Source organism: Staphylococcus sp. HMSC13A10 (assembly GCF_001808005.1).
Taxonomy (GTDB): domain Bacteria; phylum Bacillota; class Bacilli; order Staphylococcales; family Staphylococcaceae; genus Staphylococcus; species Staphylococcus pasteuri.
The window spans coordinates 178309-192447 of sequence record NZ_KV791823.1 but is presented as its reverse complement, the minus strand read 5'-3'; the positions used below and the strand labels follow the sequence as shown (position 1 = coordinate 192447).

At 32.4% G+C, this 14139-nt stretch carries 10 protein-coding genes; all 10 read left to right on the top strand.

What is annotated here, in order from left to right; genetic code table 11:
- The first annotated feature begins 22 nt into the window (after positions 1–22).
- The 10 genes from codY (at position 23) to HMPREF3125_RS00870 (ending at position 13974) form a co-directional block, all read left to right on the top strand.
- Positions 23–796, top strand: coding sequence for a GTP-sensing pleiotropic transcriptional regulator CodY (codY, locus tag HMPREF3125_RS00915; RefSeq protein ID WP_017638380.1), 774 nt, complete (start codon positions 23–25; stop codon positions 794–796).
- A 293-nt stretch (positions 797–1089) separates the two neighbouring features.
- Positions 1090–1878 (top strand): 30S ribosomal protein S2, encoded by a 789-nt coding sequence (rpsB, locus tag HMPREF3125_RS00910; protein WP_029055444.1) that lies wholly within the window; start codon positions 1090–1092, stop codon positions 1876–1878.
- A 151-nt stretch (positions 1879–2029) separates the two neighbouring features.
- Positions 2030–2908 carry a translation elongation factor Ts gene (tsf, locus tag HMPREF3125_RS00905; protein WP_017638378.1) on the top strand — a complete coding sequence of 293 codons (879 nt, stop codon included), beginning with the start codon at positions 2030–2032 and terminating at the stop codon, positions 2906–2908.
- A gap of 138 nt (positions 2909–3046) precedes the next feature.
- Complete coding sequence (pyrH, locus tag HMPREF3125_RS00900; RefSeq protein ID WP_017638377.1) at positions 3047–3769, top strand: UMP kinase; 723 nt, start codon at positions 3047–3049, stop codon at positions 3767–3769.
- A gap of 15 nt (positions 3770–3784) precedes the next feature.
- Complete coding sequence (frr, locus tag HMPREF3125_RS00895; protein WP_017638376.1) at positions 3785–4339, top strand: ribosome recycling factor; 555 nt, start codon at positions 3785–3787, stop codon at positions 4337–4339.
- 230 nt (positions 4340–4569) lie between these two features.
- Positions 4570–5340: an isoprenyl transferase gene (locus HMPREF3125_RS00890; RefSeq protein ID WP_046466612.1), complete on the top strand. Its 771-nt coding sequence runs from the start codon at positions 4570–4572 to the stop codon at positions 5338–5340.
- A 6-nt stretch (positions 5341–5346) separates the two neighbouring features.
- The gene (locus HMPREF3125_RS00885; RefSeq protein ID WP_017638374.1) at positions 5347–6129 is read left to right on the top strand and encodes a phosphatidate cytidylyltransferase; all 783 of its coding nucleotides are present in this window, start codon (positions 5347–5349) and stop codon (positions 6127–6129) included.
- A 242-nt stretch (positions 6130–6371) separates the two neighbouring features.
- Positions 6372–7658: an RIP metalloprotease RseP gene (rseP, locus tag HMPREF3125_RS00880; protein ID WP_017638373.1), complete on the top strand. Its 1287-nt coding sequence runs from the start codon at positions 6372–6374 to the stop codon at positions 7656–7658.
- Between the two features lie 19 nt (positions 7659–7677).
- Complete coding sequence (locus tag HMPREF3125_RS00875) at positions 7678–9378, top strand: proline--tRNA ligase (protein ID WP_070451340.1); 1701 nt, start codon at positions 7678–7680, stop codon at positions 9376–9378.
- 285 nt (positions 9379–9663) lie between these two features.
- Positions 9664–13974 (top strand): PolC-type DNA polymerase III, encoded by a 4311-nt coding sequence (locus HMPREF3125_RS00870; RefSeq protein WP_141738034.1) that lies wholly within the window; start codon positions 9664–9666, stop codon positions 13972–13974.
- Positions 13975–14139: the final 165 nt, after the last annotated feature.

Sequence of the window (14139 nt, the reverse complement as noted above, 5' to 3'; positions counted from 1 at the left end):
TATACAAAGAAGGAGAAAAATTATGAGCTTATTATCTAAAACAAGAGAGTTAAACACTTTATTACAGAAACACAAAGGCATCGCAGTAGATTTTAAGGACGTAGCCCAAACAATTAGTAGCGTTACAGTTACAAATGTATTCATCGTGTCGAGAAGAGGTAAAATTTTAGGATCAAGTTTAAACGAATTACTTAAAAGTGATCGTATCATTCACATGCTTGAAGATAGACACATCCCTGCAGAATACACTGATCAATTAATGGACGTAAAAGAAACACAATCAAATATTGATATTGATAATGTTTTAACTGTATTCCCGCCAGAAAATAGAGAAGTATTTATTAATAGTAAAACAACTATTTTCCCTATACTAGGTGGAGGAGAAAGATTAGGTACCTTAGTTTTAGGAAGAGTACAAGACGATTTCAACGAAAACGATTTAGTTTTAGGTGAATATGCAGCTACTGTTATCGGAATGGAAATTTTACGTGAAAAACACAATGAAGTAGAAAAAGAAGCACGCGATAAAGCTTCAATTACTATGGCGATTAATTCATTATCATATTCTGAAAAAGAAGCTATTGAACACATCTTTGATGAATTAGGTGGTAACGAAGGATTACTAATCGCATCTAAAGTAGCTGATAGAGTTGGTATTACTCGTTCAGTAATTGTTAATGCTTTACGTAAACTTGAAAGTGCTGGTGTTATTGAGTCACGTTCACTAGGTATGAAGGGTACATTTATAAAAGTTAAAAAAGAAAAATTCTTAGACGAATTAGAGCGAAATAAATAATAAATCAATTTAGGTTTGGGTAGTGTACTTTTATACCTGAACCTTTTTTATGTTATCTACTCAGTTGTTTTTTGATTGTGATTTTAACATTAATTAAGAGATTAAAAGTTGCTCAATTACATTCAACTAATCAGTAGAAAGCCATTGCATTAAACATCAAATTATGATATATTTATTTTCGGCTATGAAGCCAATACGCACATAATAAATGTAAATATAGAGGGTGCAATATTTAATTATTGTCTTTATATGAGTTTGTTATGGAGGTAATTAACCAATAGGAGGAATTTATAATGGCAGTTATATCAATGAAACAATTGTTAGAAGCTGGTGTTCACTTCGGCCACCAAACACGTCGTTGGAACCCAAAAATGAAAAAATATATCTTCACTGAAAGAAATGGTATTTATATCATTGACTTACAAAAAACAGTGAAAAAAGTTGAAGAAGCATACAACTTTATTAAACAAGTATCTGAAGATGGCGGTAAAGTCTTATTCGTAGGTACTAAAAAACAAGCACAAGAATCAGTTAAAGCTGAAGCAGAACGTGCTGGACAATTCTACGTTAACCAAAGATGGTTAGGTGGAATCTTAACTAACTACAAAACAATCTCAAAACGAATCAAACGTATTTCTGAAATTGAAAAAATGGAAGAAGACGGATTATTCGAAGTATTACCTAAAAAAGAAGTTGTTGAACTTAAAAAAGAATACGACCGTTTAATTAAATTCTTAGGCGGTATTCGTGATATGAAAACTATGCCTCAAGCATTATTCGTAGTTGATCCTCGTAAAGAGCGCAACGCAATTGCTGAAGCACGTAAATTAAATATTCCAATCGTGGGTATTGTTGACACTAACTGTGACCCAGATGAAATTGATTATGTAATCCCAGCAAACGACGATGCTATCCGTGCCGTTAAATTATTAACTGGTAAAATGGCAGACGCTGTTTTAGAAGGTCAACAAGGTGTATCAAACGAAGAAGTAGCTGCAGAACAAAACATCAATTTAGATGATAAAGAAGAATCTGACAAAGCAGAAACAACTGAAGAAAACACTTCTGTTGAATCAAACTAAGTTATAGTTTAAATGGGTGATAAGATACTAATGCTTATCACCTTTTTTTAAAAAATAAAAATAAAGTATAGAGTATTGGAAATTTTACTAACAATAATGGTAGAATTTAGATATATCTATAATAGAATTATATATACTGGAGGAATAATTAATGGCAATTTCAGCTAAACTTGTAAAAGAATTACGTGAAAAAACTGGCGCTGGTATGATGGACTGTAAAAAAGCGCTAACTGAAACTGATGGTGATATGGATAAAGCGATCGACTACTTACGTGAAAAAGGTATTGCTAAAGCAGCTAAAAAAGCTGATCGTATCGCTGCAGAAGGTCTTGTACATGTTGAAATCAATGGTAACGAAGCAGCTATCGTTGAAATCAACTCAGAAACAGACTTCGTTGCTCGTAACGAAGGTTTCCAAAATTTAGTTAAAGAAATTGCTAACCAAGTTCTTGCTACAAAAGCAGAATCAGTTGATGCATTAATGGAAACTAAATTTGAAGACGGTAAAACTGTTGACGAAAAAATGAAAGAAGCTATTTCTACAATTGGAGAAAAATTAAGTATCCGTCGTTTCTCAGTTAGAACTAAAACTGATAACGATGCTTTTGGTGCTTATTTACACATGGGTGGACGTATCGGTGTATTAACAGTTGTTGAAGGTACTACTGACGAAGAAGCAGCTAAAGATGTTGCTATGCATATCGCTGCAATCAACCCTAAATACGTTTCATCTGATCAAGTAAGCGAAGATGAAATTAGCCATGAAAAAGAAGTACTTAAACAACAAGCATTAAACGAAGGTAAACCAGAAAACATCGTTGAAAAAATGGTTGAAGGTCGTTTACGTAAATATTTACAAGAAATTTGTGCTGTTGACCAAAACTTCGTTAAAAACCCAGACGAAACAGTTGAAGCTTTCTTAAAATCTAAAGGTGGTAAACTTGTTGACTTCGTACGTTATGAAGTAGGCGAAGGTATGGAAAAACGTGAAGAAAACTTCGCAGATGAAGTTAAAGGACAAATGAAATAATTAGTCATATTGTTAACAAGAAAGAAGACACCTGAAAGGTTTTCTCAAAGTGAAGTAGATACTTTGCTTTAGAGAAGACATCCGTGTCTTCTTTACTTATATACTTTTACATATTTCTACTATAGAGAGGATAAGAAAATGGCTCAAACTTCAAAATATAAACGTGTAGTCTTAAAACTTAGTGGTGAAGCACTTGCAGGTGACAAAGGTTTTGGTATAAATCCAATGATCATTAAAAGTGTAGCTAAACAAGTTGCTGAAGTAGCAAAAATGGATTGTGAAATTGCTGTCATCGTTGGTGGCGGTAATATTTGGAGAGGTAAAACAGGAAGCGATTTAGGTATGGATCGCGGTACTGCTGACTATATGGGCATGTTAGCTACAGTTATGAACGCTTTAGCTTTACAAGATAGCCTTGAACAATTAGATTGCGATACTCGAGTATTAACTTCAATCGAAATGAAACAAGTTGCAGAACCATATATTCGTCGTCGTGCTATTCGTCACTTAGAGAAGAAACGTGTTGTTATCTTTGCGGCTGGAATTGGAAATCCTTATTTCTCTACGGATACTACAGCAGCTTTACGTGCAGCTGAAGTCGAAGCTGATGTCATTTTAATGGGTAAAAATAATGTTGATGGCGTATATTCAGCTGACCCTAAAGTAGATAAAAATGCAGTTAAATATGAACATTTAACACATATTCAAATGTTACAAGAAGGATTACAAGTTATGGACTCAACAGCATCATCATTCTGTATGGATAATAATATTCCATTAAATGTGTTCTCAATTATGGAAGAAGGCAACATTAAACGTGCTGTTATGGGCGATAAAATTGGTACATTAATTACAAAATAATACGAGGTGTAAAAAATGAGTGACATTATTAAAGATACTAAATCAAGAATGCAAAAATCAATCGATAGTTTATCTAAAGAATTAGCTAATATTAGTGCAGGAAGAGCCAATTCTAATTTATTAAATGGTGTAAATGTAGATTACTATGGTGCACCAACGCCAGTGCAACAATTAGCAAGTATTAATGTTCCTGAAGCAAGATTACTTGTTATTTCACCATATGATAAATCATCTGTTGCTGATATCGAAAAAGCTATAAACGCTGCTAACCTTGGTGTTAATCCAACTAGTGACGGTGAAGTAATTCGTATTTCTGTACCTGCTTTAACTGAAGAACGTCGTAAAGAATTAGTTAAAGAAGTTAAAAAAATCGGTGAAGACGCAAAAGTTTCTATAAGAAACATCCGTCGTGACGTAAACGACCAAATCAAAAAAGATGAAAAAAATGGTGACATTACTGAAGACGATTTAAGAAGTCAAACAGACGATGTTCAAAAAGCTACTGATAATTCAATTAAAGAAATTGATCAATTAGTAGATGATAAAGAAAAAGACATTATGTCAGTGTAATTAAACTTTAATGCGATAGTTTCATCTTGCCAGATACAATACATCTGGAGATGAAATTGAAAGACAAAATGATGCTATTTTCATTCTAGTCTAAACTGTACCAAGTAAGACTTTGGTACAGTTTTTTTATTTGCTTATTCAATGCTATAAACGAGTATGATAAAATGGTAGATGATTGTTTAAACAACTTATACTATATTACAGAGATGATCAGGCTCGGAGGAAAGACCATGTTTAAAAAGCTTAGAAATAATAACAAGAGTGAAAATAATCAATTTAATGATTTAGATTTACATAATATACCTGAACATGTTGCTATTATTATGGATGGAAATGGGCGTTGGGCTAAAAAACGCAGAATGCCTCGCATAAAAGGACATTATGAAGGTATGCAAACAATCAAGAAAGTCACAAGAGAAGCTAGTGATATCGGTATCAAATATCTTACCTTATACGCTTTCTCCACTGAAAATTGGTCTAGACCTGAAAGTGAAGTAAACTATATTATGAATTTACCAGTTAATTTTCTAAAAACATTTTTACCTGAATTAATTGAAAAGAATGTTAAAGTAGAAACAATTGGTTTTCAAACAGGGTTACCGAAATCAACAATCGAAGCTATTGATCATGCCAAAGAAAAGACAAAAAATAACACAGGATTGAAATTGATTTTTGCAATTAATTACGGTGGTCGTGCTGAAATTGTCCAAAGTATGAAGATGATATTTGATGAACTTCAAGAAAATGGACTTAATAGTAATGATATTAATGAAACGATGATAGATCAGCATTTAATGACCCAAAATTATCCTGATCCAGAATTATTAATTCGAACTTCTGGCGAACAAAGAATAAGTAACTTTTTAATTTGGCAAGTTTCATACAGTGAATTCATTTTTAATGAAAAATTATGGCCAGACTTTGATGGTGAAGAATTGAAAAATTGTTTAAAAATTTACCAATCTCGCCAAAGACGTTTTGGAGGATTGAGTGAGGAGTAAAGTAGTATGAAAGTAAGAACATTGACAGCAATTATTGCTCTATTAATATTCTTGCCCATCCTATTAAAGGGTGGATTAGTACTAATGCTTTTTGCTAATTTATTAGCATTAATTGCATTAAAAGAACTTTTAAATATGAATATGATTAAATTTGTATCAATTCCAGGGATTATTAGTGCTATTGGATTAATTATCATTATGTTGCCACAAGATGCTGGAAATTGGGTACAAGTCATTCAATTGAAAAGTTTAATTGCTATGAGTTTTATAGTGTTAAGTTATACTGTTTTATCTAAAAATAGATTTAGTTTTATGGATGCGGCATTTTGTTTAATGAGTGTTGCATACGTAGGAATAGGCTTTATGTATTTTTATGAAACACGTTCTGAAGGTTTACATTATATATTATTTGCATTCTTGATTGTTTGGTTAACTGACACTGGTGCTTATTTGTTTGGACGTTTAATGGGAAAACACAAATTATGGCCGGTTATTAGTCCTAATAAAACAATTGAAGGATTTATAGGTGGTATTTTCTGTAGTTTATTAGTACCTCTACTCATGCAATTTTTTGTAGACTTCAACTTAAATGTATGGTTACTATTGCTTGTAACTATTATTTTAAGCATGTTTGGTCAATTAGGTGATTTAGTAGAATCAGGATTTAAAAGACATTTTGGTGTTAAAGATTCAGGAAGAATTTTACCAGGTCATGGTGGTATATTAGATAGATTTGATAGCTTTATGTTTGTATTACCATTATTAAACATTCTTTTAATTCAAATTTAATATCATCAATCATTTTCAAATAAATATAATGTTATAATGGGGGAGTTATTGAAATGTATTATCATTTCTTAACTCCTTTTCATAACTTATACATAACTTTTATGGAAAAATTAGAAATTTTGAAATGCTTATCCAAATTTGTATGCTAAATTTGGTAATCGTAATATAATGTTTTTATTATTGTCTTATTATTAATGGAAGTTATAAATTGAAATATTACTTAAAAAATTGAGGTGTAGCGCGTGAGCTATTTAATTACAATATTAGCGTTCATCATAGTATTTGGTGTACTAGTCACTGTTCATGAATATGGACATATGTTCTTTGCTAAAAGAGCAGGCATTATGTGCCCGGAATTTGCTATTGGTATGGGCCCTAAAATATTTAGTTTTAGAAAAGATGAAACGTTATATACGATACGAATTTTACCTGTAGGTGGGTACGTTCGTATGGCAGGAGATGGACTTGAAGAACCACCTGTCGAACCTGGTATGAACGTTAAAATTAAATTAAATGAACAAGATGAAATTACACATATCATCTTAGATGATCAACACAAATTTCAACAAATTGAAGCAATTGAAGTAAAACAATGTGATTTTAAAGATAATTTATTTATTGAAGGAATTACTTCATATGATGAAGAACGTCATCACTTTAATATTGCTAAGAAAGCATATTTTGTTGAAAATGGTAGTTTAATTCAAATTGCCCCAAGAGATCGTCAATTCACACATAAAAAACCTTTACCTAAATTTTTAACATTATTTGCAGGACCATTATTCAATTTTATTTTAGCAATCGTGTTATTTATTGGTTTAGCTTATTATCAGGGTACACCTACAACAACAGTAGGAGATTTGGCAAAAGGTTTACCAGCTGAAAAAGCAGGTCTAAAAGCTGGAGATAAAATTGTACAAGTCGGCAATCATAAGGTTAAAGACTACAATGATATTAAAAAGGTTTTAGATAAAAATAAATCTGCTAAAACAACTATTAAAGTTGATCGAGATGGCAAGACTAAATCAATTGATTTAGAACCTAAGAAAAGAGAAATCAAACAAACTAAAAATAAATCTGAAACCGTTTATCAAATTGGTTTTATACCAGAGAAAGAACACACCGTATTTAAACCTTTAGTTATGGGTGTTGAACAATTCTTCAAAGCAGGCACTTTAATATTTACAGCTGTTGTCGGAATGATAGCTAGTATTTTCACAGGCGGATTTTCATTTGATATGTTAAATGGTCCTGTTGGTATATACCATAATGTGGATTCAGTGGTGAAATCAGGTATCATTAATTTAATTACTTATACAGCACTATTAAGTGTTAACTTAGGGATTATGAATTTATTACCAATACCTGCATTAGATGGCGGACGTATTTTATTTGTTTTCTACGAAGCAATATTTAGAAAACCTATAAACAAAAAAGCAGAAACGACTATTATTGCAGTCGGTGCTATTTTCGTAATTATTATTATGATCTTAGTTACTTGGAATGACATACAACGATATTTCTTATAAATAGGGAGGCAAAGTTACTATGAAACAATCTAAAGTTTTTATACCAACAATGAGAGAAGTACCTGCAGAAGCAGAAGCTTTAAGTCATAGATTACTATTAAAAGCAGGTTTAATTAAACAAAGTACGAGTGGAATTTATAGTTATCTACCACTAGCAACTCGTGTACTTAATAACATTTCTAAGATTATTCGTGAAGAAATGGAAAGCGTTGATGCAGTAGAAATTTTAATGCCAGCGCTACAACAAGCTGAATTATGGGAAGAATCAGGTCGTTGGGGTGCCTATGGTCCTGAATTAATGCGTTTAAAAGACCGTAATGGACGCGAATTTGCATTAGGACCTACACATGAAGAAGTCGTAACATCACTTGTAAGAGATGAATTAAAATCATATAAGCGATTACCGATAACATTATTCCAAATTCAATCTAAATTTAGAGACGAAAAACGTCCTCGTTTTGGCTTACTACGTGGAAGAGAATTTATTATGAAAGATGCATATTCTTTCCATGCTGATGAAGCTTCATTAGATGAAACATATCAAGACATGTATAACGCATATGATCGCATCTTTAAACGTGTAGGTATCAATGCGCGTCCAGTTGTAGCAGATTCTGGTGCTATTGGTGGTAGTCATACTCACGAATTTATGGCATTAAGTGAAATTGGTGAAGATACTATTGTTTATAGTAACGAGACAGACTATGCTGCGAATATTGAGAAAGCTGAAGTCGTATATCATGCCAATCCTAAAGAATCAAGCGGTAAAGCTATGGAAAAAATAGCTACACCAGGTGTTAAAACATCTCAAGAATTAGCAGACTTTTTAAACAGACCGTTAGATGAGATTGTTAAAACAATGATTTTCAAAGTAGATGGCGAATTTATAATGGTCTTGGTTAGAGGGCATCATGAATTAAATGACGTAAAATTAAAAGCTTATTTTGGTACTGATAATATTGAAATGGCTACGCAAGATGAAATTGTCAATTTATTGGGAGCTAATCCTGGTTCACTAGGTCCAGTTCACGATAAAGATATAAAAATTTACGCAGATTATTTTGTGAAAGATTTATCTGATTTAGTTGTGGGTGCAAATGAAGATGGATATCACTTCGATAATGTACAATTAGACCGTGATTTTAAAGTAGATGAATTTGGAGACTTTAGATTCATTCTCGAAGGAGAAACATTAGCTGATGGTTCTGCTGCACAATTTGCTGAAGGTATTGAAGTAGGACAAGTATTCAAACTTGGTACTAAATATTCTGAAGCAATGAACGCAACGTTCTTAGATAATCAAGGAAAAGCTCAGCCACTTATTATGGGATGTTACGGAATTGGTGTATCAAGAACGTTAAGTGCAATCGTTGAACAACATAATGATGATAATGGAATTATTTGGCCTAAATCAGTAACACCATTTGATTTACATTTAATCACTATTAATCCTAAAAAAGATGACCAACGCGAACTTGGAGACCAATTGTATAATCAATTAATGAAGCAATATGATGTATTATATGACGATAGACAAGAGCGTGCCGGCGTTAAATTTAATGATTCAGATTTAATTGGATTACCTATTCGAGTTGTTGTGGGTAAACTTGCTTTAGAAGGAATTGTTGAAGTAAAACAACGTTCAACAGGAGAAAGTGAAGAAATTCATATTGATCAATTAGAAGATTACATTAAAGATTTATATTTAACATTAAACTAAATTACGATTAATAAATATTGTATAAGAAATATTTACATTATTTAGTATTCGAGCATTGAGTAGGAGTGTGATAACGAATTCAAATTGAGTTCTTATCCACTCCTTTATTTTCTTTTAAAATTTCAAAATGTAATCAATGAAATATAAGTCATTTAAGCGTATAATATAATATAAATTTGCTTTGAACTTCATAGCATAAATCAGTATAATTTGTAGCATTGATATCATATTAATCATGGGAATTTTCGAGAGAATTATATATTTAAGGTGGTTTTCGTATTGGCAATGACAAATCAGGAAAAATTTAAAGTACTTGCTGATCAAATTAAAATTTCTAATCAGTTAGATTCAGAAATCATAGAGCAAGGCGAGTTAACAAGAATTGATGTCTCAAGTAAAAACAGAACATGGGAATTTCATATTACATTGCCGCATTTTTTATCACATGAAGACTACTTACTCTTTAATCATGCAATAGTAGAAGAGTTTAAAGAAATAGCTACTGTAAAATGCTATTTCACAGTAAAAAATACTGATAATCAAGATGAACATGCTATCAAATATTTTGGGCATTGTATTGACCAAACAGCATTGTCACCTAAAGTTAAAGGTCAGTTAAAACAAAAACGTTTGATTATGTCAGGTAACATTTTAAAAGTAATGGTATCAAATGATATCGAGCGTAATCACTTTGATAAAGCATGTAATGGTAGTTTAATAGCAGCATTTAAAAATTGCGGATTTGATATTGATAAAATTGTGTTTGAAACAGATAATACCAATCATGATGATGACTTAGCGTCACTAGAAGCACATATTCAAGAAGAAGATGAACAAAGTGCACGAGAAGCTACTGAAAAATTAGAAAAAATGAAAGCAGAAAAAGCTAAACAACAAGATAATAATGAAAGTGATGTAGATAAGTGTCAAATTGGTAAACCAATTCAAGTTGAAAATCTACGTTCTATAGAGTCTATTATTGAAGAAGAATTTAAAGTAGCTGTAGAAGGTGTTATTTTTGATATCAACTTAAAAGAATTAAAAAGTGGACGCCACATTGTAGAATTAAAAGTAACAGATTATACCGATTCATTAGTGTTAAAAATGTTTACACGTAAAAATAAAAATGATTTAGATCATTTCAAAGCATTAAGTGTAGGTAAATGGGTACGTGCACAAGGTCGTATCGAAGAAGATACATTTGTCAGAGACCTAGTTATGATGATGTCTGACATAGAAGAAATTAAAAAATCTCCTAAAAAAGATAAAGCTGCAGAAAAAAGAGTTGAATTCCATTTACATACATCAATGAGTCAAATGGATGGTATTCCTAATATTGGCGGATATGTTGACCAAGCGGCTCAATGGGGACATAAAGCTATAGCTGTTACTGACCATAATGTTGTTCAAGCATTTCCAGATGCCCATGCAGCAGCTGAGAAAAATGGTATTAAGATGATATACGGTATGGAAGGTATGTTAGTAGACGATGGCGTTCCAATTGCATATAAACCTACTGATCGAGATTTAAAAGATGCTACTTATGTAGTATTCGACGTTGAGACTACAGGTTTATCAAACCAATACGATAAGATTATTGAATTAGCTGCCGTTAAAGTAAAAGACGGAGAAATCATTGATAAATTTGAGAGATTCAGTAACCCACATGAAAAACTATCCGAGACAATCATTAACTTGACACATATTACTGATGACATGTTAACCGATGCTCCAGAAATTGAAGAAGTACTTACAGAATTTAAAGAATGGGTTGGCGACGCTATATTTGTAGCTCACAATGCTTCTTTCGATATGGGATTCATTGACACGGGTTATGAACGATTAGGCTTTGGACCATCAACTAACGGAGTTATTGATACGTTAGAATTATCTCGTACAATCAATACAGAATACGGAAAACACGGTTTGAATTTCCTTGCCAAAAAATATGGCGTGGATTTAACACAACATCACAGAGCCATTTATGATACCGAAGCAACTGCTTATATTTTTATTAAAATGGTGCAACAAATGAAAGAATTAGGTGTAACCAACCATATTGATATAAATAAAAAGTTAACTAATGAAGATGCTTATAAAAGGGCAAGACCTTCACACGTCACTTTAATCGTACAAAATCAACAAGGATTGAAAAATCTATTTAAAATAGTAAGTGAATCGCTAGTTACTTATTATTACAGAACACCTAGAATCCCTAGATCGTTATTAAATGAATATAGAGAAGGTATACTTGTTGGAACTGCATGCGATGAAGGTGAGTTATTCACTGCAGTAATGCAACGTGATCAATCTGAAGTTGAAAAAATAGCTAAATATTATGACTTTATAGAAGTACAACCTCCCGCATTGTATCAAGATTTAATCGATCGAGAACTTATCAGAGATACTGAAACATTACATGAAATCTATAATCGATTAATAGAAGCGGGTAAAAGTGCGAATATCCCAGTTATCGCAACAGGCAATGCACATTATTTATATGAACATGATGCTATTGCACGTAAAATACTTATTGCTTCACAACCAGGTAATCCGTTAAATCGTTCGACATTACCAGAAGCACATTTTAGAACAACTGATGAAATGTTAGATGAGCTACACTTTTTAGGCGAAGAGAAAGCATATGAACTCGTAGTAACTAATACTAATGCTTTAGCCGACCGAATTGAACGTGTAGTTCCGATTAAAGACAAACTATATACACCGAGAATGGATGGAGCTAATGAGGAAATTCGAGAATTAAGTTATAGTAATGCTAAAAAGTTATACGGCGAAGACCTACCTCAAATAGTTATTGATCGTTTAGAGAAAGAATTAGATAGTATTATAGGTAATGGTTTCTCAGTTATTTATCTAATTTCACAACGTTTAGTTAAAAAATCATTAAATGATGGTTATTTGGTTGGTTCACGTGGATCAGTTGGATCAAGTTTTGTGGCAACGATGACAGAGATTACTGAGGTTAATCCATTGCCACCTCATTACATTTGTACGCACTGTAAAACGAGTGAGTTCTTTGATGACGGTTCTGTTGGTTCAGGATTTGATTTACCTGATAAGAAATGTTCACAATGTGGTAATGATTTAATTAAAGAAGGACAAGATATCCCGTTCGAAACATTCTTAGGATTTAAAGGGGATAAAGTACCCGATATTGACTTGAACTTTAGTGGTGAATACCAACCCAATGCACATAACTATACAAAAGTATTGTTTGGTGAAGATAAAGTTTTCCGTGCAGGTACTATCGGTACAGTTGCTGAAAAAACAGCATTCGGTTTCGTTAAAGGTTATTTAAATGATCAAGGTATTCACAAACGTGGCGCAGAAGTTGACCGTTTAGTTAAAGGTTGTACAGGCGTTAAGAGAACTACAGGTCAACACCCTGGTGGTATTATCGTTGTTCCAGATTATATGGATATTTATGATTTTACACCAATACAATATCCAGCCGATGATCAGAGTTCAGCTTGGATGACAACACACTTCGATTTCCATTCAATTCATGATAATGTATTGAAACTCGATATACTTGGACACGATGATCCTACAATGATACGTATGTTACAAGATTTATCTGGCATTGATCCTCATACGATACCTGTTGATGATAAAGAGACGATGAAAATCTTTAGTAGTCCTGAAAGTTTAGGCGTTACTGAAGAAGAAATTTTATGTAAAACAGGTACGTTTGGCGTCCCTGAATTCGGTACTGGATTCGTAAGACAAATGCTCGAAGATACTAAGCCAACTACTTTCTCTGAGTTAGTTCAAATTTCAGGATTATCTCATGGTACAGACGTTTGGTTAGGTAATGCACAAGAATTAATCCGTGCAGGCATTTGTGATCTATCATCAGTAATTGGTTGTCGTGATGATATTATGGTGTATCTAATGTATGCAGGGTTAGAGCCTTCTATGGCCTTCAAAACGATGGAGTTTGTGCGTAAAGGTCGTGGTTTGACTGATGAAATGGTTGAAGCTATGAAAGAAAATGATGTCCCAGATTGGTATTTAGATTCATGTCGTAAGATTAAATACATGTTCCCTAAAGCCCATGCAGCTGCCTATGTATTAATGGCAGTTCGTATTGCGTATTTCAAAGTGCATCATCCACTATATTATTATGCATCATACTTTACTGTTAGAGCATCTGATTTTGATTTAATTACAATGATTAAAGATAAAGAAAGTATTAAAAATACAGTTAAAGATATGTACTCAAGATATATGGATTTAGGCAAAAAAGAAAAAGACGTGTTAACTGTTCTTGAAATTATGAATGAAATGGCACATCGTGGTTACCGCATGCAGCCTATCAGTCTTGAAAAAAGTCAAGCATTCGATTTCATAATTGAAGATGACAGTTTAATTCCACCGTTTATTGCTGTTCCAGGACTAGGGGAAAACGTTGCTAAGAGAATTGTTGAAGCGCGAGAAGAAGGACCATTTTTATCAAAAGAAGACTTAAATAAAAAAGCAGGTCTATCACAAAAGGTAATTGAATACTTAGATGATTTAGGTTCATTACCAGGCTTACCTGATAAAGCACAATTATCAATTTTCGATATGTAAATTAAAAATAAGAGTTAATTTTAGTAATCAATTTATAGAATAACTATTTCATTTTAATGAACAACCATAGTGATTATGCTGTGATTTGTTTACAAGTGAAACTTATGATATACTTATCTTGCTTAAAAAATTAGTAACTCAGGCAAAAGAGTGGGCATATACCCG